General features: G+C 28.5%; 18 protein-coding genes and 1 tRNA gene. 4 read left to right on the top strand and 15 right to left on the bottom strand.

What is annotated here, in order from left to right; genetic code table 4:
- Positions 1-4: 4 nt before the first annotated feature.
- From AC0B4S_RS02235 to AC0B4S_RS02220, 4 genes are all read right to left on the bottom strand, one after another.
- Complete coding sequence (locus AC0B4S_RS02235; protein WP_465101494.1) at positions 5-1,804, bottom strand: S8 family serine peptidase; 1,800 nt, start codon at positions 1,802-1,804, stop codon at positions 5-7.
- A gap of 240 nt (positions 1,805-2,044) precedes the next feature.
- A complete protein-coding gene (locus AC0B4S_RS02230) occupies positions 2,045-2,176 on the bottom strand; it encodes a hypothetical protein (RefSeq protein ID WP_465101493.1) in 132 nt (43 codons plus the stop codon).
- A 5-nt stretch (positions 2,177-2,181) separates the two neighbouring features.
- Positions 2,182-2,757, bottom strand: a complete 576-nt coding sequence (locus tag AC0B4S_RS02225; protein WP_465101492.1) for an IS30 family transposase — start codon at positions 2,755-2,757, stop codon at positions 2,182-2,184.
- Between the two features lie 180 nt (positions 2,758-2,937).
- Positions 2,938-4,287, bottom strand: a complete 1,350-nt coding sequence (locus AC0B4S_RS02220; RefSeq protein WP_465101491.1) for an MATE family Na+-driven efflux transporter — start codon at positions 4,285-4,287, stop codon at positions 2,938-2,940.
- Between the two features lie 411 nt (positions 4,288-4,698).
- Between AC0B4S_RS02220 and asnS the strand changes: the two genes are divergently transcribed.
- The gene (asnS, locus tag AC0B4S_RS02215) at positions 4,699-6,057 is read left to right on the top strand and encodes an asparagine--tRNA ligase (protein ID WP_465101490.1); all 1,359 of its coding nucleotides are present in this window, start codon (positions 4,699-4,701) and stop codon (positions 6,055-6,057) included.
- Between the two features lie 99 nt (positions 6,058-6,156).
- Here the strand turns inward: asnS and AC0B4S_RS02210 are convergent, their stop codons facing one another.
- From AC0B4S_RS02210 to AC0B4S_RS02200, 3 genes are read right to left on the bottom strand one after another with little or no spacing between them, the layout of a single operon-like run.
- Positions 6,157-6,975: a hypothetical protein gene (locus AC0B4S_RS02210; protein WP_465101489.1), complete on the bottom strand. Its 819-nt coding sequence runs from the start codon at positions 6,973-6,975 to the stop codon at positions 6,157-6,159.
- Positions 6,959-7,261: a hypothetical protein gene (locus tag AC0B4S_RS02205; RefSeq protein ID WP_465101488.1), complete on the bottom strand. Its 303-nt coding sequence runs from the start codon at positions 7,259-7,261 to the stop codon at positions 6,959-6,961. The genes AC0B4S_RS02210 and AC0B4S_RS02205 overlap by 17 nt, the downstream gene beginning before the upstream one ends.
- Before the next feature lies 1 nt (position 7,262).
- The gene (locus AC0B4S_RS02200; RefSeq protein ID WP_465101487.1) at positions 7,263-9,032 is read right to left on the bottom strand and encodes a S8 family serine peptidase; all 1,770 of its coding nucleotides are present in this window, start codon (positions 9,030-9,032) and stop codon (positions 7,263-7,265) included.
- Positions 9,033-9,679: 647 nt separating this feature from the next.
- On the opposite strand from AC0B4S_RS02200, the gene AC0B4S_RS02195 reads away from it, so the two are divergent.
- A complete protein-coding gene (locus tag AC0B4S_RS02195; RefSeq protein ID WP_465101486.1) occupies positions 9,680-10,180 on the top strand; it encodes a hypothetical protein in 501 nt (166 codons plus the stop codon).
- On the opposite strand, the gene AC0B4S_RS02190 is transcribed toward AC0B4S_RS02195, so the two are convergent.
- The 5 genes from AC0B4S_RS02190 to AC0B4S_RS02170 form a co-directional block, all read right to left on the bottom strand.
- Positions 10,146-11,294 carry an IS3 family transposase gene (locus AC0B4S_RS02190; RefSeq protein ID WP_465101485.1) on the bottom strand — a complete coding sequence of 383 codons (1,149 nt, stop codon included), beginning with the start codon at positions 11,292-11,294 and terminating at the stop codon, positions 10,146-10,148. The genes AC0B4S_RS02195 and AC0B4S_RS02190 overlap by 35 nt on opposite strands.
- Positions 11,295-11,315: 21 nt before the next feature.
- Complete coding sequence (locus AC0B4S_RS02185) at positions 11,316-12,041, bottom strand: hypothetical protein (protein ID WP_465101484.1); 726 nt, start codon at positions 12,039-12,041, stop codon at positions 11,316-11,318.
- Between the two features lie 660 nt (positions 12,042-12,701).
- Positions 12,702-12,896 (bottom strand): hypothetical protein, encoded by a 195-nt coding sequence (locus AC0B4S_RS02180; RefSeq protein WP_465101483.1) that lies wholly within the window; start codon positions 12,894-12,896, stop codon positions 12,702-12,704.
- On the bottom strand, positions 12,897-15,422 hold the full coding sequence (locus tag AC0B4S_RS02175) for a PfkB family carbohydrate kinase (protein ID WP_465101482.1): 2,526 nt from the start codon (positions 15,420-15,422) through the stop codon (positions 12,897-12,899). It lies immediately after the preceding gene.
- Complete coding sequence (locus AC0B4S_RS02170; protein WP_465101481.1) at positions 15,373-16,941, bottom strand: PTS transporter subunit EIIC; 1,569 nt, start codon at positions 16,939-16,941, stop codon at positions 15,373-15,375. The genes AC0B4S_RS02175 and AC0B4S_RS02170 overlap by 50 nt, the downstream gene beginning before the upstream one ends.
- A gap of 187 nt (positions 16,942-17,128) precedes the next feature.
- Here AC0B4S_RS02170 and AC0B4S_RS02165 point away from each other — a divergent pair, with 187 nt between their 5' ends.
- Together AC0B4S_RS02165 and AC0B4S_RS02160 are read left to right on the top strand one after the other, a co-directional pair.
- Positions 17,129-18,313: an IS30 family transposase gene (locus tag AC0B4S_RS02165; RefSeq protein ID WP_465101464.1), complete on the top strand. Its 1,185-nt coding sequence runs from the start codon at positions 17,129-17,131 to the stop codon at positions 18,311-18,313.
- Positions 18,314-18,838: 525 nt separating this feature from the next.
- Positions 18,839-18,929 (top strand) — tRNA-Ser (locus tag AC0B4S_RS02160).
- 308 nt (positions 18,930-19,237) lie between these two features.
- Here the strand turns inward: AC0B4S_RS02160 and pfkA are convergent.
- Genes pfkA through AC0B4S_RS02145 form a run of 3 tightly spaced genes read right to left on the bottom strand, consistent with a single transcriptional unit; the run spans position 19,238 to position 23,537 of the window.
- Positions 19,238-20,215 (bottom strand): 6-phosphofructokinase, encoded by a 978-nt coding sequence (gene pfkA / locus AC0B4S_RS02155; RefSeq protein ID WP_465101480.1) that lies wholly within the window; start codon positions 20,213-20,215, stop codon positions 19,238-19,240.
- A 14-nt stretch (positions 20,216-20,229) separates the two neighbouring features.
- Positions 20,230-21,063 carry a bifunctional 5,10-methylenetetrahydrofolate dehydrogenase/5,10-methenyltetrahydrofolate cyclohydrolase gene (locus tag AC0B4S_RS02150; RefSeq protein ID WP_465101479.1) on the bottom strand — a complete coding sequence of 278 codons (834 nt, stop codon included), beginning with the start codon at positions 21,061-21,063 and terminating at the stop codon, positions 20,230-20,232.
- A complete protein-coding gene (locus tag AC0B4S_RS02145) occupies positions 21,051-23,537 on the bottom strand; it encodes a valine--tRNA ligase (protein ID WP_465101478.1) in 2,487 nt (828 codons plus the stop codon). The genes AC0B4S_RS02150 and AC0B4S_RS02145 overlap by 13 nt, the downstream gene beginning before the upstream one ends.
- Between the last annotated feature and the right edge of the window lie 57 nt (positions 23,538-23,594).

The following is a 23,594-nucleotide window of genomic DNA, read 5'->3' as shown; positions in this document are numbered from 1 at the left end:
TAGTTTAATTTTGAGCCTTTGTGTATGTAATTGCCACCTCAACTGGGTTTGTGTTACTTGAAGATCTGTATGCTTCAAATCAATAAAATCCTGTGCTTGGAACAGTAAATTCTACAACTTCAATATTTTTATTTCAAGAATTTGAAGATGCAATAATATTACCATTTATATCTTTGATTCTAAAATCAATATTAGTTTTATCGTTTGAACCATTGTATAAGAATGCTAAAGAGGCACGAATTTTATCACCTTTAGATAAATATACTTGTCTTGAATTATTTCATGAATTATTGCTTTTATCAGTTTTAGGAAGAATTATTAATGATTGTATGGCCTGTTCAATTTTTTGATAGTTTGGAATACCATATCCTGTCTCATTAGTATAAATTGAATTTATTCCCTGGGGCTTGCGTGAACCAGTTATTAGTGCTGATTTAAAGATAATTGAATCCGATCCTTGGTCAAAATATGATTTATATTTTTGTTTTAACATTCCTGCAATAGCACTTATAACTGGGGCTGAAAAACTAGTCCCCTCATTATCATATCCAAGGTCAATTTTTTTACCATCAATTACAATTTGTGTTCGATCAGTAAATCAATATTTTCCGCCTGGAGCAACAACAGAAACATAATTAAGATTATTACCAATTTGGCTATAATATGTTTTTCTTTCTAAATTATCAATATCAGTTGCACCTACTACAATACTATTACGTGATAGGCCATTGCTAAATAATGTATTGACTCCTTCGCCATTTAAATTACCAGCTGCAACAACATTTATTAATTCTTTATTATTAAAGATTAAATCATCTAAATAATTAGACAACCAGTTGTACTTCACCATTTGTGGGTCAGCTTGCTTAGTTTTCTTTATGTAACCATGCGCTCAACTATTATTAACAATATTTGTATGTCTTAATAAGAAATTCATTTCTCCAGAAATACCATTTCAATTAACAGCAACTTGAACAGAAACAATACCTAGCGTAGGCATAATACCATTTTTTCCTGCTATTAGTTCGGAAACTTGTGTTGAATGGCGTGTATGTTTTTCCTCAAAGAACCATTCATTACGTCATCAAATTCCATTTCCATACTTACGGTTTCATTCAAAAGTTGGGAAGTGACTTTCAACAACACCTGTTTCTAGGACACCAACACTTAACTTATTATTTATAAAACTATTAAAATGTCTTGTTCTTGTTTCTTTGTCCAGTCCAACTGAAGCAAATAGATTTTCATTTATATTTTCTTTTGCTCAATTTGAATGATAATATCTGTTATCATAAATACTTGTATCTTCGAGTGCTAAATTGTTGTTTTTTGAAAATCCAGTTTTTAAATAATCTTCATAATAAATATTTGTATTAAAGTTGTATATTTTTCTGAACTCAATACTGTTCTTATCTAAAAATTCAACTGTGAACTTTAACAATTGCTTATCATCAATTTGTTTGTGATGAGCTATAGATAACACACCTGTATATTCGTCATATTTAAACGGAAATTCATGATTAAAACTGTTTTTAAGTTTTTGTTTTAGTAAATCTAGATCTTTAAAATTAAAATTGGCAAAAATGTCCAAACGATTAACACCAAAATTTACGTTATTAGAATCAGAGGATAAACTAGCAGATTCAAATAAATTATTTTTAATATTGACATTTTCTATTTTTTGTGATATAACTTTATTCAATTCATTTTCATAATCTGCAATAACTGGACTATTAAATATTGCAATAATAGGTCCAATAATTAAAGATATTAATAATGGTTTTTTAAATTTATTTCATTTCATAATTATTTCCTTTGGTTTTTTATGATTTAAATAATTTATCTATTAATTTGTATGTAGTTGCGAGATATACTTATCTCGCTTATTATTATATCATTGTTTTTTCCGTTTGCTGAAATTTTTTCAATAAACAAATGTATGAGAAAACAGAAAACACGGCAGTGTTTTCTCGTCGGTTTTGCTTACTTTTGTCAAAAGTAAGGCCCCTTTGATTGCAATCAAAGGCGGGGGATTAAAAATTTCTTAGGTTATCTTATATTTCCGGACAACTTGCCGATAGTTATTTATTTTTTCCATCATATAATCAATTTCTTGCTGAGAGTATTTATCTAGACTTTTTCCTTTGGAAATGTAATACCTAATTAAGCGGTGCATATTTTCTATTGAACCTTTTTGTCATGAACTATATGGTTGGCATTTAAATAATCTTTCAGTTGGAATGACCTGTACAATAAGACATTTTCACTACCATTATCAACTGTTAAAGTTTTAATCTCTAAGTTATGTTTCTTGATTAGTTTGACAAGAGTTTGTTTGATAGCTTTGGAGTTACGTTTTGAAAGCATAGCATAAGACATTCTGGTTTGCCGTTCAATTATGGTCACAATACAATATGTATCATTGATTTTACCAATAACGGTGTCTAATTCAAAATGACCATGTTCAGAGCGATCATTAATATAAGCTGGACGTTTTGAAATTTCTGTAGCATATTTTAATGTTTTAGGTTTGGTTTGCTTCTTGTTCCTTATGCCATATTTGCCTTCAGATTTTTTAACAATGTGGTCAAATTCAAGGAAATAAGGGTATTTTTTAATTATTTTATAAATTGTACTAGGTGAGGGAGCAAATTCATCAGGGGATAATTTTTTAAAAGAATTCACAAGATAGGTAACTGATTTCTTAACTTCTTTTTGCTTATTAAATGGAAATGTCACATGCAAGTTTTTTTGCATGTGACATTTCCATTTAATATAAACAAATGTAAAATATTAATGATATGAACAAAAAAACAATAAATAGCATTAACTAAGCTTTAGTTATTACTATTTTCTTTGTCAAAGTTTAAAAAGTTAACTCTGTAATATTCATATTGTTTTGTCTTAATTATTTCTATGTTCTTATTTTATAAGTATTTAATTTAAATTATTATTATTATTATTTTGTACATCTAAAACATTAGTTTTAGATTTTTTTAATAAAAATCAATAAGCCCCTAATGAAACAACTGTATCAAAGGCATTCCCAACTCCAAATAAAATAGCAATACCGATTAATGAAGGTTCTCACACACCTGTTACCCACAAGATAAAGGCAATACCATAATAAATAGAGTTAGTTACTACTGATTCAAATAACATATAATGAGTTTTTCCTAAACCATAAAACGTGGCATCAACAACATTTTGGATGGCAAACAATATATAGAAAACAAATAAAACCATTACTAGTTCAAAGAGTTTATCTACTTCTCCAAAGTTTAAAACATATTTCATAAATGGTTTATAAGCAGGTATTAAAATAATTCAAATAAGTATTGTAATACCAGTAATTGCAAAATATCCTAAGGTATTATTTTTAACAGCATTTTTGTTTGTTGAAGTTTCTTGTTTAATTAATTCACCTAATTGCAAGATTGGTAGTAGCATTCAACCTCAAATAAAGTTATTAGCAACCCAATAAGTTCCTTGTTCATTGACAACATTTACCATTCTAGCAATCATAATCATATATGCTAAATTTCTAACAAATGATTCAAATCCTGAAATCCCACCAATTTTTGCAAATTCTTTTGCTCATTTAAAGTCCATTTTATCTTTGTTGAAAATATTAACACCATTTTTGGCAAGTAAGAATAATCCTGTTACTAATAATATTGCATTGACAATAATATTTGTAACCCCTATTCCGTTAACTCCCATATTGGCCGAAAGAGATAAACTAGAAACTAAGAATAAATCTAGTATTACAGATAAAACTAATTTTACTGCAGTTAAAAGATAAACTAATTTGCTTTTACCTAAAATGACTAAACCAACCAAAACAAATTGGAATAACACACCAAAAATATTCGCTACTGCTTCAATTCTTATATATTGTGCACTAGCATCAATAATTGATTCATTTGTCGCCATAACTTTAAGTAAGGGATTAGCACCACCTATTACAATTAATGACAAAATACTATAGATTCCAAAAGTTAGTAGCAGTCCAGTTTTCATGCGGTTTGTAAAATCTCTTTTATTGGATAAAACCTTACCTACAAAATAAAATAACGGCAAAATAATCGCTTCATTTATAACTTCATAAATTAAATTAACTCAAGATAATTGCCCTGCAATACTATATGATCATTCGCCAGGCAAGTTACCTAGTCAAAATACTCTTAAAGTAGTATAAATTATCGGTGCTAAACCAGTAACCAATAAAGCAAGAAATAATTTGTGATTAATATTTTTTAATGATATTTTTAATTTAGTAAGCATCTTTATATCCTCCTTTTAAATATTTATATTTTTATTTTTAAGAGTCTGCCCCCCCCTATTAATAAAAAGATTTTTATTAATAGGGGGGGGCAGATATTTATAAAATTTGAGTTTTCTTGTCTTATTATTATAACATATTCCAACTAAAAATCTATTTTTTGGTTAAAAAGAACATAGTGCATCATTAATCAACTCTAACAATTTATAAATTATTTAAAATTTATTTTCTATTTACTTTCATTGCTATATTTGTCAAGAGTTAATATGCCAAAACCAAAATCATTAACCATAATTAAATTTTACCATCCAAAAACACAATTTTAATTATCATTTATTAACATTAAAAATTAATATAAAAGTGTTATAATATAAAAACATTTAGAAATATAAATAAATTATTAAGGAGTATTCATGATTGATTCAATTAAATCATTTTTATTAAAACCAGTTTTTTATGATGGTTGAACTAATGTTGAAGTCAAAGGATGAATTTCATCAAACCGAGGAAACAAAAAAATACGTTTCCTAGAAGTTAACGATGGTTCAACTATTGAAAATTTACAAGTAGTTTTTAAAGGTCAAAATTTTGATTTCAACATACTTGATTCATTACGTCCTGGAGCCGCTGTTATAATTAAAGGAACTTTAAATGCAACGCCAAATTCTCCACAACCAATTGAATTAGTTGCCAGTGAATTGGTGGCATATAAAAATGTTGATGAGGATTATCCAATTCAAAACCAAGAAATTAAACTAGAGACTTTAAGGGATCTGCCACACTTAAGACACCGTACATCACTTTTAAGAGCTGTTATGTTAATTCGCTCTACTTTAGCTCATGAAGTGCATAAATATTTCATAAACAAAGAATTTCATTATTTAACAAGTCCTATTATTACAAGCAATGATGGCGAAGGAGTTGGCGAAACATTTAATGTTTCTGACAGTTCAAACCTTGAGCCGTTTTTTGGAAAAAATAAAAAAGCAACTTTGGGAGTGACAGGTCAATTACACGGGGAAAGTTATGCTTTAGGAATGCAAAAAATTTATACTTTTGGACCTACCTTTAGAGCCGAAAGATCTAACACTAAAAAACATTTAGCTGAATTTTGAATGATAGAACCTGAAATGGCTTTTTATGATTTAAATGATAACATTGCTTTAGCTGATGATATGCTTAAAGTAATTATTAGAAATACTTTAAGCAAACATAAAAAAGAATTTAGTTTCCTAGATTCATTACACGAAGGATTATTGGATCGTTTAAATCAATTTATTGAAACACCAATTCAAATCGTAGATTATCAAGATGCTATAAGTAAGCTTGCTGAAGTTAAGGATATTTTTGAAAATAAAGATATTAAATATGGACTGGATTTAGCTACTGAACACGAAAGATATTTAACTGAGCAAATTTATAAAAGACCGATTGCTGTTATAAATTTCCCAAAAGATTTTAAGGCATTTTATATGAAACAAAATGATGATAATAAATCAGTAGCAGCTTTTGACTTATTAGTGCCAGGTATTGGAGAATTAATAGGCGGAAGTCAAAGAGAATGTGATTATGATAAAATAGTGCAACGAGTAAATGAATTAAATATTGATCAAGAAGATTTACAATGATATTTAGATCTTCGTAGATATGGTCATATCATGTCATCAGGTTTTGGGGTAGGTTTTGAAAGATTAGTAATGTATGTCACAGGAATTGAAAATATTAGAGATGTAATACCATACCCAAGAACAACTGGGAATATTAGAATGTAAAAAGATACCAATGTAATATTAAATACAGTTGTATTTATTTATTATTAATAGTTAAATTTTATCTCAATAAGAAATTAATCAGCATGTATTTTAGAGAATTTATAAATAGTATTTTGCAAAGACATTATTATATCACTTAACAAATCGATCTCTATAATTTTGAGCTGATTCATCTATATCTCTATTTATACCATTATATTTTGGTGTAAACCCTTTTTTAACTAAAAAGACTTCTCAAACATAATCTGGTGATGGAATATATGCAGCAGGCGGTTGTAAAAGACGAGGATCAATGCTTTCATAAGAACCAATTCAATTTATGGTTACTTCATTATTTTCATAAATCGGAATTATAAAGCCACCATTTGGTGATTGTTTTGAACTTCTATATTTTATAAAAATATCATGATCTTCTAAAAGAGTATAAACATCTTGGTTATTTAAATATAATTCTTCAAATAGTTTTTTGATTTTTGAATTTTCATTATATTCACTATTATTATTTAATTCTTTAAACTTATTTATAATATGAGTGTCAAATTCATCTTTTGTTTTAACTTTTATTATACTACCCTCAATATATTCATGATAATTATGATTAGGATAATTACGGAAAAAACCTGTATTAAATGTATCTGATCCTTTTTGTCTATACTCGTCTTTTACTCTTTTTTCTTCTTCTGACACTCATTCTTTTGGAGCAAAAATAGCTGTTTTTGTAATATTTTGATAGATTGGATAAATCACATCATACATTTTTTTAACTTCCTTTTCATAATATTCGTCAGGTTTGTCAAGTATAATTCTCGGTGCAATAGGCTCTTTTCCAACAGGCGGTTTTTCATTACATGAAAATATAGTTATAGGCAATACTAAAGAAATAAGACCAATTAACGATTTTTTAATTATTTTCATCATTTTTAACCACGTGTGTTACAGCTATTAAATCATATACAGAATTGCTAAAGGAATATTTCTCATACTTTTTAATGCGATATCTATAAGTCCCTGAAGAAGTTGCTTTATATTCAAGTAATTCATCATTACTCACTGCAGACTGAATCATCTTCACAACAACCCATTTTCCATTTGATTCCTTTTTTTCTAAATATAAGTCATAATCAGAAAATCAATTGTTGTTTTGACGTTTTATTGCCTCAGATTGAGTCAAACGAATCTCAGATTTATGAGTTAAGTCTCACATTTTACCCTCGGCAATAGTTTTTTTGTTTTTCTAGTTCTTGGCTTCTTTTACGTGATGGAGAAAAGAAATTTAAAAATGAATTTCACCAACTTGTATTTTCTTTATACTCTGGCCTAACTTCAGATTGATTTAAAAGACCAGCATTAAACATTCAGGAACTAGATATTTTTATCGTTTGATTCTTTTTTAAATTTATTTCTTTACTTGAAAATACAAAACCACTATCATTAGTTGGATGAATTTTTAGTGTTGAATAGTTGTTAGCTGCTTCTAACATTGTTTTAAAATCTACTGTTCCGGCACCATATTTTTGTTCATAACCACTTGACTTATAGGTTAAATTATCGTGATTTGGACTAACAGCAGATGCAGATAAAATTGCTTTTACAATAGGAACTCTAAATTCACTATCCCTAATATCCGATCTATATTTAAATAAGTTTGAGATTAAACCAGTTACGACAGGCACAGCATAACTTGTTCCACGAGAATAATTGTTTCTGTTATAAACAGGATTATAAAAATGTGCTGGAGCAACAACTAAAGGCTTCGATATATTTTCAAATTCTGGTAATAATTTGTAATTAGAATAATCTGCAATTATATTTTGTTTTTGATATTCTTTAGATGATCAATCTGATAAAGCACCAACAACTATTGAATTGAATGATAGTCGTTTATGTGTTATTAAATGATAATCTTTATTTCCCTCATTACCAGCTGCAAATACATTTATTACACCATACTTACGAGATATATGATCAAGGAAATATGAATTTTCATGGTAACCCTTTTTATAGTTGTTACTTTCATAAGTTTCACCATTTTTTTCGTAATACCTTATAAGACCATAACTATGATTAATTAATTTTATTCCATCTTTTTTTACCATTTTTTCAATTGTAGACATTCAATGACTATCTGTTTGGTTTGTTGTATATAAATATATTTTAGATGATCGGTCTATTCCATATTGTCCACCTGCAACAAGTGATACCATTGTTGAATGAGTTTCATAACCTGGTCATATTCTTTCGTTTATATCGTTTATCTCAATACCATTTCTAAAATATTTTTGATAGTTTTTATCAAAGGGATGAGCCCATGTTTCTAATATTCCTATTTTATTTACATATGGATTATCTAAATAGTTTGTAGCATTTACAAGATCTATATTTTTGTTCATATGTTGCACATAATTTTGCAAATTAAAATTTATTCCATAACGACCATAATTACTTGCTTGTCCTCTTTGTGTATACAGATTTTTAATCTTATTTGTGGAACTTGGGGTTATGTATCCTTGTGGAATTGTATTTGTATTTTCAAATATAATGAACTTATAAATTTCGTTTCAGTTTTTTACTTTATTAACAAATTTTTTTCTATCTTCTTCTTTTTCAAAATAAAATCAGACAATTGGCATCATTGTTAGTTTTTCAAATGATTTATAAACTAAATTGCTTTCAGTAACTTTATTTATAAAATCATCATTGAATTTACTTAAAAATTCTTCATTCTCAGTTTCAAAGCCTGGATTTAATAATAATTTAAGTTCAAAATTATTATCAACAGGCAAAGAAAACGTTTCATTATTTTGATTAAATGCGATAGTCGCTCCCTGTCCCCTTACCTCAAACTTATCATTATTAAGATTTTCGTATCATATTGTGTCTGGAGTGAACTGCTTTGCGACTGGGGTAGCAAAAAATGTTACTAAAGCACTTGTGCTAATTAATGTTAAAACAGAAATTTTTAGTTTCTTTTTCATAATTGTCTCCTTAAGTTTTGTAAGCTAAATTTGTGTTTAATATTTTTCTGAGTAGAAATTGTGTAGAAATGTATAATGCTCGTTGCTTATTTCTAAACTTATAAATATTGGGTATTTTATCTATACCTAACAAAATTTTAGCATTAAAAAAGTTAAAAACAAATATTTTCAGTTTTTATCATAATTTCCACACTTTTCCAGGTTCCTTATATAAAATACTTATAGATATTAAGATAGTCTAATATAATAAAATTTAGAATACTTAGAACTATTTCTAAATTTTTTAAACTATGGGGAATTAATGTTCACATAATTTTTTTATAAAATATAAAAATTCTTTTCATCTAGCTATATTGAAAAGAAAATAATCATATCAAGAATTAGAAATAAACTTGCCAAAACATTAGCTTTGGCTTAACCAAATGGTATGGTTTGGGATGGTAAAATAGTCCGAAAAAATTCCCAAGTTTATTATTTTTACTATATTCCTTTCTTTTTAAACGTACAAGTTTTTTAACTTTCTTCATATATATATATATATATATATATATATATATTAAAATTAAAGTAGATTAACAAATCTATTAATTTGATTTTAGACAAATTAATTATTATATAAATGTATTTATATGAAAGGAAGATACGTTATGAAATTACGTAAATTTTTATTAGTAACAACTAACTTAGTTACTATTTCAACAATTACTGCTGTTTCGTGTACAGCACCTCAGCCCCAAAAAAGACAATTTACTATTCAGAATGTTAGTGAAATTACAGTGATTCAAACTAGTGCTGAATTCACCGCTAAAATTACTGGTCTACAAGGAACAGACCAACTTAATGTAAAAGTTAATAACACTGTTCATAATTTTACAGTTTCAAGTTTAAACAAACCCGCTGATAATGAATATAAAATTACTATTACTGGCTTAACAAAAGGAACTACATATTTATTAGATACCATTAAGGTAAACAATGACACATTATTTAATGTCAAACGTCCATTTACAACATTAAACGATGTAGTAAACTGGGAAATTTTTTTCGGACGGTTTTACCTTCCCCAACCATACCATTTGGCTAAGCCAAACGGAATGCTTTGTGAAGGTTTTTTTATCTTATTCTTTTATAATTATATCAGTTTATAAATTCTTTGATTTTTTGTGATAATTCAATAAAAGTAAGTCTTTTACAGGTTTGATCAAAATTTGGGAAAATTTCACTTTTAAGAATTGAAAAGAAATACTCAATTTCACGATTGTCAAGACTATTACCAATTCTTGACATTGATATTTTACCTTTTAGTGATTTTATTTTTTTAGTATATTCAAGCGAAGAATAAGCAGATCCATGGTCAGAATGTAAAATAAAATTATTTTTGAATTTTGTATTGGTGATATTATTCAAAATTAGTTCAGTATCATTTCTAAGTGATAATTCATAGGTCACAAACTTAGTTTTATGATCAATAATTGCAGATAAATAAATATGATTCTGTTCAATATCTTTTGGTGCTGGTATATAGGTCACGTCTGTTGCATATATATTATTGTTGATTGAATTATAATCTCGTTTTACTAAATCAGGCACTTTAACACAAGTATTTTTAGATTCTTTGTTTTTACGTTTTTGTCTAACAAATGTTTTTAAATTAAGTTTTTTCATATAATTCCCAAGGGTTCTAGGATTTATTTGAATATTATATTCTTGGAAAATATATTTAGCAAGTCTTCTTCGTCCATACCTTTCTTTATTTTCGACAAAACTTTTAAAAATTATTTCTTTGTGTTTGACATTTATCTCTTTAGGTTTGTTGTTATCTTTCAATTTCTCATAATATGTAGATCTTGAAACACATATCATTTTAGATTTTTTAGTATGTGAAAGATTCTTGATTTTCTTTATCTTTGAGATATCTGCATCAATATTATTTTCATTAAAAATTCGATAGTAGTATTTTATAACTGCATCTTTTTCATCATCTTTAAGAGTATCAATTCATGTATAATCGAGAACTTTCTTTTTCTTTCTCCCAACACCTTTATCTTTCTTAGGTGATTTACCACTTTGTGATTCTATGTCCATATTTAAATTATACAGTTTTCTTTTCTTTAACATATTTCTCATTGATTCTTTATTTCAGTATACTTTTCTGATATCAAAACAGAAATTATCAAATTCTGCCTTGGTTATTCCCAGGTTCAAATATTTATCGTATAAGTCAAAAATTTTGACCCATTCCTTAGTCTTTAAATGTCTCATAACTACCTCTTTTTCTTTATATTAAAAATATTCGGATTTTGTCCGAATATTTTTTCCCTGTCTAGTAGTAGCTACAAATCCACCTATTGAAAATAGAGAACAAGAAGAGCCAGTAAATCCTAATCCACCAAGAGTAGAAAATGAACCATCGAATCCAGGAACTAGGAACTCCGAGCCAAAAGATCCAACTAATAGCACCCAACAACCTCCTAAGACAGAACCAAACCCTACTCCAGTTCCTAAAGATCCAACTACAGAGCCAGGTAATAGTGATAACACTCAAGAAACTCCAAGAGAAGAAAATACACCATCTAACCCAGGGGCGAATGACCCATCTCCAAAAGAACCAGCAACAGAAGAACCTGAAACTGGTGTAAAACAACCAGATGAAGAAAAACCAAACAATGGTACTGATAATGGTTCGAGCGGTGCAGATGATTCGAGAGACAATACCCAACCAGGGCACGATTCTGCTCCTAATCAACCAGTAGAGAAACCAATTCAAGGCAATGATAATCAAAAAACAGATACAGGAACAATAACTAAGGAAGAAGATACTAAATCTCAGCCTACTGATAATCCAGAAAGCACTAACCGTAATCAACCTTCTGATCAAAAAACTACCGAAACACCAGGGCAAGATCCAAGTAGTTCAACAGATGGAGATACATCAAAAGATAATTCTAACCCTGCAAAAGAAGAAGAACCTAAGGACGAATTAAAAAATTCAAAAGCAAGCGCTAGCATATTACAAATAATAGTAGAACCAGGTGGCCCTGGATGAGATCCGAGTCGAAAATATATTAGAATAGCAGTAAGAACTACTAAAGAAGTATATGAAAAAATAAAATCAAAAACTATTACTCATGAAGTATATTCAAAAAGTGCAAATACTTATACAAATGACTCAACGGCACCAGCAAATATCCAATATTGGCGTAATATAGGCGAAAACGAAGTCGATTTTATTATTAATGCACCAAATCCATGACATAAAGGAGCTTATACCATAACTAATCTTTTTGTTGCTGGAGAGGAAAATTACAACTTACTCCAAGGACAAACAAAAGATTTTACTATTAATTAAATTTTATAAATAAAATAACTAATTAAATATAACTATAAAATAAACCCAAAATATAATATTTTGGGTTTATTTTGATATAGTTTGTAGTAGGATATTGAAATTTTATATTTTTTTAAATAAACAAAACAGTAAACCAGGATAAATATATTTATAATATATAGCAAGTTGTTAGGTACTTTTATCAATAAATAATCTTTAATATTATTTGTAATAATAGTTGTAAATAAAAATTTACTTTCACTGGTTTTGATTTTCTGCAATATAGGTAGTGGTATAAAAACATAAATCTTTATTATTTTATAATATTTAAATTATGAATCTTATTTTTGATTTCGAAATATAAATCAAAAGCCAAGTACTAAAAAAGATAAGATTGAACCAGTTCCAAGAGGAATTACCACAAAATTTAATCAATTATTATTTAAACCTTCAACTTTTACACAAAGGATTATTCCAATTATTACACCTAGTAAAAAGATAATTGGAATAGTAATTTTAATTATCTTTTTAAACATTTAAAATTCTTCTTTAAATCTTTTTAGTAAATTCTTACGTAATCTTTTGGCCTTAAAATCATGATTTTCAAAAAGCGAAAAACGTGCCCCAACTTTGGTTACGACATAACCAGCAACTAAATTTGCATCAAAGACAATATTAATTAAATCTTCATCAATAACAACCTTTTTTGAATTTGCTTCTTTAGTATCAAATCATTTACCAATAAACGTACCAAAGAAAGCATCGCCAGCACCGGTAGAATCAATTTGCTTTACTTTTTTAGACTCAACTAAAAAATGTTTTGAATCTTTGTAAACTAAGGTACCTTGCTCACCTAAAGTGATTAAAAATAATTTATTTTTAAAAATTTCAAGAGCTTTTATACCATCATTTAATGTATTGGTATTTGTTATTAAAAATAATTCATCTTCAGAAAATTTAATAAAATCAGCTAAATTAATAAATTCTTTTGCCTTTGCAATAAAATCATCCACATTGTCTTTATAAAGAGCTTTTCGATAATTAGGATCAAAGAATATTTTCTTGTTTTCCATTTTAGCTTTTAGAGCTAAGTTCTTGTAAGTTTCAAATAATTCACCACCTAAAAAAGCCGTTGCGGAAGTTAAAACTAAGGCATCAAAGTTAATATTTTCAACATATTCATATTTTAAATCAGCATCAGCGCCTCTAACAAATTCAAAACTTCTTTCACCATTTTCATCTAAGGAAACTATTGCTTTTGTAGTATTTTTATCTTTTATTTTTATTAAATAATCTGTATTCAACTTATCCGCAGATACAGAAAGAAGTAAATTAGTACTATCAGCAAAACCAACAGCACCAACAAAAATAGTAGTACGTTTGGTCTTTTGAATTGCGGCTGCTACATTTAAAGAAGCTCCTCCAACATTAACTTTAATTTTTCCATTACCTAAATGATATTCATCATAAAGAGCTTCGCCTGGCACTAAAAGTTGTGGACGATCACCCCAATCAATATCAACTTCATCAAGTGCACCAATAGTTGCAGTAATATCACCATCATATTGAAATAATAATTCACCATCTAAAAAGTATTTTGTAGTAATTACGTACTCTCCTTGATTTATATAAAGTTCTAATAATGATGAATCTTGAATAATTTCGATATCTTTAATATTCTTAATATTTCTAGTTATTTTGTTAGGGTAATTTGGTGCAAAACTATGTGACATATTAGTTCGATCAATGGTTAAAACACCATTAAGGTAGGAAAACATAATGTAATGACCTTCCTCATTTTTAAACTCAAAAAATCATTTCTTACCGCTAGGTTTTAAGTGGAGAAAATTCTGGCGATTTCATAAGTCTACAATACTATCTGTAATTCGATAATACGGTTGGTAAATAAAATTAAAATTATCTGAATATTTTTGATATAGTTTTCCTTTTTCGATTCACATAGTTCTTGGTAAGGTTAATGAATGAGCGTATCCTTGTTCAAAAGTTGCAACAGCATCTGTATCTGGTGTTCCTGCTCATGCAATTGAAAGATTATAATAATAATCGGAACCATTCATAATTTGAGGCGCATAGTAGTCAAAACCGAAATCAAGTAAATCCCAATGGGTAACTTTAAATGTTAATGTTTTTCAATTCATTTTACCTAGAAGGTAAATTGAAACATCCCTATTTTGGTTATCTTGATCATAAAAATAAGCCCCTTGAGTTGAAATAAATAATACATCTTTTTCAGCTATCTTAGTAAAACTAGGGCACTCAAACATAAATGCATCATTAAGTTGCTTTGGCCCATTAATAAATTCGATTTCACCCTTTCAAGTAAAATCAGCATTAGGTTTATCAGAACTATAAACAACAATTTTACCTTTTTTATCTAAAGTCTGTGCTCCATGTAATAAATAATAAGTGTCTTCAACTTGGACAATATACGGATCTCTAAAATGCCTTGTATATTTAGTTTTATCAACACTAAATAATAGTTTTTTGCTTGCTTCAGTTTCTTTTCAATCATTGCTAAATTTAGCAACTAATGTATGCGATGTATCTTCAGGAGCATTATAAATATTTCCTTTTTTTACATTACCAGTGTAATATAAATAAAGGTTGTTATCTACTGATAATGCTGAACCTGAGTAAATCCCATTTGCATCATATTCATTTGATGGCCTAATTCCTAAACCATGACTTTTGTATTCTAAAAAATCTTTTGTCGTAAAATATCCTTGGTGCTTATTAGCGTGGATTGGACTAAACGGATTTCATTGGTAAAAAATATAATATTCATCATTATGATAAACAAAATTATTTGGGTCATTAATCAAACCTGAAAATGAAGAAAGGTGAAGCTTATTAAAATAAACATCACCTTTGGCTTGTTTTAATTTATTAGTTAATTCAGGCAACAATGCATCGGTATATACATAGGTTTTACCTGTATTTTGTTGCTTGATTTGATCTAATTTTCTTTGCTTATCTTTGTAATTAACAGGTTTAAGCTTTTTCATGTTCTTTAATAAAGTTTTTGAGTGTTTCTTTACCAAATGTTTTTGCAAATACAAATGTTAATGAACTAGATACAATTGAAGAAATTACAGAAGCAATTGCAATATTACCTAACGGTGATAATGCTCTATGGAAGAACATTTTATTTCCTCATGGAACCAGTTTTTCATATTCTGTATAGTAAGCTAATAATTTATCACTTTTTACAGGTGAGAATTGGATAAATCCTAATCATGAAGCTGAACCAAGTGAACTAGCTACAGATTGTGACATACCTACTCAATATCCACCAATACCTGCTCCAATAGAAGCTGCAAGCATTGGGAAGAATAATGGAATGTTTGTTCCAAACATAGCAGGTTCAGTAATACCTAAATTAGCTGCAATACCAGATGAAAGTGATGAAGAAGCTAATTTTTGTGATTTTTTGTATAAAAGACCAAACATTGTAAGAGCTGCAACTCCTTGTGCAATATTAGATACTGTTGCAATTGAAGTAATTCAAGTAAATCCTTGTGAAGTAATTAATTGAGCTTCGATAGCAGTAAATCCTTGATGCAATCCAGTTACAACAATGAATGGGTAAGCCATTCCAATTAATAACCCACCTAAACCAAAGCCTGGGAAATTAGTATATGTAAAGATTGCATTTGCTGCATATCCAATACCAATTCCAATATATCTTCCAATTGGTCCAACAAATCAGAATCCAAAGAAGACGCTAATGCCTACGGTAAATAACGGAACTACTACGATTGCTAAAGCTTCTGGTGTATATTGTTTGAGTAATTTTTCAATATAGAATGCTAAAGCAATGATTAATAACACTGGGAAAATTTGGGCTTGGTAACCTATGAATTTTCATTGGAAAAATTCAGGTAACTTAGGGAACAAGGCAAAAGCCCCCTCAACAGCTTCTTTATTTGATGAACTTCATCCATTAACAAGGGCTGGTGAAATCATTGTTAGACCGATTGCTAACCCTAAGAATGGATTTCCTCCAAATTTTTTCATTGCAGTATATCCTACAAAAGCAGGTAAACCACCAAGAATAGCACCCCCAATTAAATCAAAAAAGTTTTTAGCTGCTGTTGCAGAAGTACCAGAAGCAACTGTTGAAATAAATGAAGATAATGCTAATGAAATACCGCCTGCAATAAAGACAGGAATTAAAGGTACGAAGATTTCAGAAAACGATCTAACAAGTCATCTGATTAATAAAAAGGCATTGCTTTTAAATGATAATTCTTTGTTTCAAAGAACTTGTTTTCTAGCTTGTGTTGTTGTTTGGGTTTTTGTATCTGATAAATAGTTTCTTAAGTTATCAATTACTTTATTTACAGTTCCAGGACCATAAATAACTTGCAATTGATCACCGTCACGAGAAGCTCCTTTTGCAAGTGCGACTTTTGAAAGTGTTTTCATGTCTATTTTAGAATCGTCATGCACATACACTCTAAGTCTTGTGGCACAGTTGAAATATTCTTTAATATTTTCTTTACCACCTAATGCTTCGGTAACTTCTTTTGAGACATTGTCTCAATCAAATTTTTGCATATTATTCCTTTCGTTTTAGTAATAAATTGATTTAAAAACAAATATTATTAAAACAAAAATAATAATTAAGTATTAATTGGAAATGTCACATGCAAGTTTTTTTGCATGTGACATTGTTTTTGTCTGCCTTGTAATAAAATAGTTGTATTAATAATTTTTAAAAAATGAAAGGAGACTTTAAAATTATATGAAAAATTTAGAAAAATATATTTGTGTTTTTGACAAATATCGAAAAGAAAATAAATATCAACATTTTAAAATTGAAGAGAATTACAACACTATCTTGAAAATGCAAGGAGCACTTGAGTCGCAACGAAAATTACGATCAGATCAAATCGATCTAGAACAACTTTATAATATTTTACAAGAACTTTCTGAAGGCTTCTCAATCCAAGAAGTAGCTAAGATTTTTAACAGAGACATTCGAAGTATAAAAAGCAAAATTAAAATTATTACAAATCGCAGACCACTTAGTTTAGATAAACAAAATCGCTATGTTTGTCCTAAGTGTTCAAAAAGAGTAATGCGTGTTAAAACTCTTAATTTTACTAAACTATACGAACATTTATTAGGCTATTCATTTGCGAGGCTCTTTTTTGTAAGTGATACAATTAAAGATAAATGAAAGGCCTACAGAAAATATTGGTATAGTGAGCTTAATACATATACTAAAAATAGAAATAAAAAGAATTTGCAGCAAAAAGAAGTTAAGAAATCAGTTACCTATCTTGTAAATTCTTTTAAAAAATTATCCCCTGATGAATTTGCTCCCTCACCTAGTACAATTTATAAAATAATTAAAAAATACCCTTATTTTCTTGATTTTGACCACATTGTTAAAAAATCTGAAGGCAAATATGGCATAAGGAAGAAAAAACAAACCAAACCTAAAACATTAAAATATGCTACGGAAATTTCGAAACGTCCAGCTTATATTAATGATCGCTCTGAACACGGCCATTTTGAATTAGACACCGTTATTGGTAAAATCAATGATACATATTGTATTGTGACGATAATTGAACGGCAAACCAGAATGTCTTATGCTATGCTCTCAAAACGCAACTCCAAAGCTATAAAACAGACTCTTCTAAAACTAATCAAGAAACATAACTTAGACATTAAAACTTTAACAGTTGATAATGGTAGTGAAAATGTCTTATTGCACCAGGTAATTCCAACTGAAAGATTATTTAAATGCCAACCATATAGTTCATGACAAAAAGGTTCAATAGAAAATATGCACCGCTTAATTAGGTATTACATTCCCAAAGGAAAAAGCTTAGATAAATACTCTCAGCAAGAAATTGATTATATGATGAAAAAAATAAATAACTATCGGCAAGTTGTCCGGAAATATAAGATAACTTAAAATTTTTTTAATCCCCCGCCTTTGATTGCAATCAAAGGGGCCTTACTTTTGGCAAAAGTAAGCAAAACCGACGAGAAAACACTGCCGTGTTTTCTGTTTTCTCATACATTTTTTTATCTAAAAATTATGTTAAAATTAAAAGACAATTATTTTGTTAATATCTCGCAAGTGACTTTTCCAAAAAACAAATAATAATTAAGTTTTAAATCTGTACATATTATATATTATTATTATTATTATTATTATTATTTCTGTTTTTTTTGTATTTTTTCCACAACCCTTGAAGATTTGTATAATTTTAATTAATTTAGAGAGTGAATGTTAAAGTACTAAAAAATTTGACTATGCAACTTGATACTAACTTTTTAAATAACATACTTATATTGTAAATTACTAATTTAAAGCCTATTAATTCCAAATATAAAATGCCTAAAAATTTTCTTATACTTCTAAAAACCATAATATCAATATTTTTTAAAGAAATGTTTACATATTTAAAAAATAGTGTATAATATATGCATATTTGGAACAGTACTCAAGAGGCTGAAGAGGCGGTCCTGCTAAGACTGTAGGGGAGGCAACTCCCGCGGAGGTTCAAATCCTCTCTGTTCCGCCATTTATTTTAAAAATATAATTAAATTTTAGATATTTAGAAAGACAAATAATAATATTTCCTTTTTTATTGATATATATATATATATATATATATATATATATCAATAAAAATAATTACTTCTTATAACTTTATATTACTTTACTCAAATTCATTTTTATTTTTCCTTTATTTATTAATCAATAACCTTTTATAAATTTTCTCATTATAATAATACCTTTCTAATTTCTAAATTTAATCCTAAATCATTTGTATAGTTTATTTTTATGTTTACTAAAAAACACTTATGCAGTGCATAAGTGTTTTATTCACTATTTAGATTGGTTTAATTTGTTAAATTTTATTGCTTTTTGGACAAATTTATTTTTAGAAGCATTTTCCATAGATAAAGCTTCTAGAATTGGAATACCAACAATATCATTATTAATAATACCAACCGAAATACCTGAACGACCTTCTAAAAGAAAATCAACTGCTTTTTGACCAAGCAATGAAGCTAAGATTCTTTCTTGGGCACTAGGAGTTCCGCCTCTTTGAATATGGTTTAGAGGATTGCTGCGAGTATCTCATCCAGTTGTTTCTTGTACTAATTTTTCTAATGCTTTGATATCATAACATTTTTCTGAAACAACAATTATGATACTGCGTCTGTTAGGTTGCTTTGTTAATTCAAGAGCACTTGCTGCAATTTGCCCTGGAGTTAATTTATATTGGTTTGAGGCAATAATTTCAGCACCAGTAGCTAAACCCGAGTAAAGAGCTAAATCACCGCAACCATTACCCATTACTTCAACAATCATAATTCTTTGGTGACTTTTAGCAGTATCCCTAATTTTATCAATTGCATCAACAATTGTATTTAAAGCTGTATCATAACCAATTGTATAATCAGTAGCAGCAATATCATTATCAATAGTTCCAGGTAAGCCAATTGTTTTTACTCCCGCTTCGTGAAGTAATTGAGCACCTCGGTAACTTCCATCACCACCAATAACAACTAAGGCCTCAATTCCTAAGCTTTTTAGATTGTTAATAGCAACTTCTCTTACTTGTGGATCTTTAAATTCAGGAAAACGAGCTGAGTAAATGCAAGTTCCCCCTTGGTTAATATAAGCATCAAGATCTACTGTATCTGCAGGCACTATATTATTGCTATATAAACCTTTATACCCTTCATACACTAAGTATGCATCTAAATTATTTGCTTTAGCATGCTTCGCAATTGCTCTAACGGCATTATTCATTCCTGGGGCATCACCACCAGAAGTTAAAATAGCAATTTTTTTCATATTTCTCCTTTTAATTATTTAATTGCATCAATTAAGTTTTTAAGTAAACAAACTACTGTCATAGGACCAACCCCACCAGGTACTGGTGTTATGGCTGATACTTTATCTTTAACCGATTCAAAATCTACATCACCATGTAACTCTTTTGTTAATTTATTATCTAAATTAATGCCAATATCAATAACCACGGCACCTTCTTTAATATTTTCGGCTTTGATATACTTAGCAACACCAATAGCCACTATGACAACATCGCCAGATTCAACACCTTTAATGCCAGTTTTTTCATTAAATGTAGCCACATCTACACCATATTTCTTAATTAAATGGGCAATTGGTTTGCCTACTAGGTGCGAGCGCCCCACAACACAAACCTTAACATCTTTTTTGTAATTAATGTTGTAATGATCCATTATTTCCATAACGGCACGGGCCGTTGCTGGAACAAAGCATTTCTCTTCTTTACGGTTGTATAGTTTAAATTCATTACGAGTTGATAAACCATCAACATCTTTTTCAAATGGAATTGAATCCAAAATAACTTGGGTTGGGATATGTTTAGGCAATGGCAATTGTACAATTACACCATCTGATTCTAAATTAATTAAATCGAGTTTTTTCAGAAGAGAATTTTGTGTAATTTTTTCATCAAACTTATGCAATCTTCCTTCAACTCCGACTTCTTCACATTTTTTTAATTTAGCATTAATATATTTATTAGAGGCTTCATTATCACCAACTTGAACTATCGATAAAATTGGGCGGCGGGGGAAATTTAAAGATTCTAGTTCTTGTTTAATTTTTTCAGTTTCTAGCTTTGCTAATTCTTTGCCACTTAATATTTGCATTTTAATTCCTCCATATATTTATTTAGTTCACTAGTGTATTTATCTAATTTTAAACGTTCTGCTTCGACTTTCTCTGGCGGAGCTGTTTGCACAAATCTTTGATTTGCTAAAATGTTTTGCGATCTTTTTACCTCAGATTCAAGATATTTAATTTTTTCAATTAATTCTAGTTTATTTTTGTTTTTTAATTCACTTGATTGCTTAATAAATAAACTTTCTTTATTAATAGAAATTAAATAATCCTCGTTCTGGGTTAATTTTGCATTAGCCATACGGTTAATAATCTCAATTCACTTAGGCTCAATTTTTCTAGAATATCAATATTCTAAAAGATCTTTTTTCGAAATTTGCATATCATCGCGGTATTTTCTTAATGCAGTAACTAGTTCAATAACTTCATCTATGCTACTAACAAAATCATAAGAGCGAAGCATTGGCATTTTTTGTTCCAATAATTCAGCATGATATATTTCTGAATATAAACGGTCAGTTATAAATGGTAAAAACGGATGTAAAACAATTAAGGTTTTACTCAAGATGTTAAGAGCTACATATTTATTTTGAGTTGACTTTAAAAACTCAATATATCAGCTGCTTAAGTAGTTAAAAATAAATTTGTAAATTTCAGAACCAATGATTGCAAATTCATATTGTTTAATTAATTTTGTAATTTTCTTAGATAAATTCGCTAATTTATCTAAGATTCAATAATCATATGGTGTTTTTTCTTTAGATGGATTATCTGGTAAACTTTGAATATAATTAGCAATATTTCAAAGTTTATTATTAAGTCTTCAAGCACTTTCAACTTTTTGAGTTGAAAATCTAATATCCATTCCTGGAGAGGTATTTGTTAATAAAAACCAACGCAAGGAATCTGATCCATATTGATCAATTAAATCCATAGGATCCACACCATTATTTAATGATTTAGACATTTTTTGCCCTTTTTCATCCCGAATTAAACCATGGAATAATAATTCCTTAAATGGTTTTTGTTTCATAAACTCAAGACCCATAAAGTACATTCGAGCAACTCAAAAGAAAATAATGTCGTAACCTGTTACTAATAAACTAGTCGGATAATATCTTTCAAGCATTTTGGTATTATTTGGCCAACCCATAAATGTAAATGGTGCAATGCCTGAAGAAAACCAAGTATCTAAAACATCTTCATCTTGTTTTCAACCTTCACCTGGACTATCAACTTGAACTTTAATTTGATTTTCTTTATACCAAGCAGGAACCCGATGACCTCATCAAATTTGGCGTGAAATGTTTCAATCATGGATTTTATCCATTCATTGTTGCATTGTGTGTTTTAAGCGTTTTGGATAAAACTTGACTTGGTCCTTTGATTTCATATTTTTAATAATTAAATCTTTTAAATCATCCATTTTAACAAATCATTGAGGTAAAACTAAAATTTCAGTAACACTTTTACTACGATCAGAAATTGAGACATTTGAAGTTACTTCTTCTTTTTTAAAAATAAAGTTATGCTCTTCTAAATATTTAGCAATTTCTGTGCGGGCTTGAAATCTCTCTAACCCATAAAATTTAGTATTTGGATAATTAATAAAGCCATTTTTATCAATTGATTCAATAATTTCCAATCCTAATTTTTGAATAATTTCGATATCCGCATCAGCATGTGCAGAAAGTTTCATTAACCCTGTTCCAAAATCTGGATCAACATATTCATCTTCTATGATTGGTAAAACTTTCTGCGTTAAGGGATGAACAACATGAAGGTTTTTATATTTTTTGTATTTTTGATCCATTGGGTTATAAACAATTGCAATATCACTAAGTAAAGTTTCAGGACGCACTGTTGCAACTATTAAATCCTCGTTAGTTTCAAAAACCTTATACTTAATATAGTACATAATCTGAGTGGTTGGCTCATTAATTACTTCAATGTTTGATATTGCAGTTTGTAACTGAATATCCCAGTGCACAGCTTTAACTCCCCGGTAAATATAACCTTTTTCATATAGTTTAATAAATACACTTTGCACAGCATTACTAGCATCTTTATCTAAAGTAAAACGTTCATTTTCATAATCTAATGCAAGGCCAACCCTGGCTCATTGTTTTCTAAATAAATTGGCATATTCGTCTTTCCATGCTCAAACTTGTTCTAAAAACTTTTCTCGACCTAAATCGTGGCGAGTTTGCCCCGTTTGTTTATAAATCACATCTTCCACTTTAGTTTGTGTTGCAATCCCAGCATGATCCATACCGGGAATCCACATTACATCGTAACCTTTTAATTTTTTATACCTTATAATTGTATCTGGAATATATACATCTAGTGCATGACCTAAATGTAATTTACCGGTCACATTAGGTGGTGGTAACAAAATTGTAAATGCTTTTAATTTTTTATTATGAGTAATAAAATATTTTTTATCTCTTCATTTTTTTTCAATATCTTTTTCAACTTCTAAATGATTATAATTTTTGTTCATAACTTCTAGATAACCTCCAAATATGTAAATATATAAAATAATATTAAAATTATACCA

The sequence above is a fragment of the Mycoplasma sp. 6934 genome (assembly GCF_055523595.1).
Note: the sequence above shows the minus strand (reverse complement) of the source record. Positions and strands in the feature narration are given on the sequence as shown.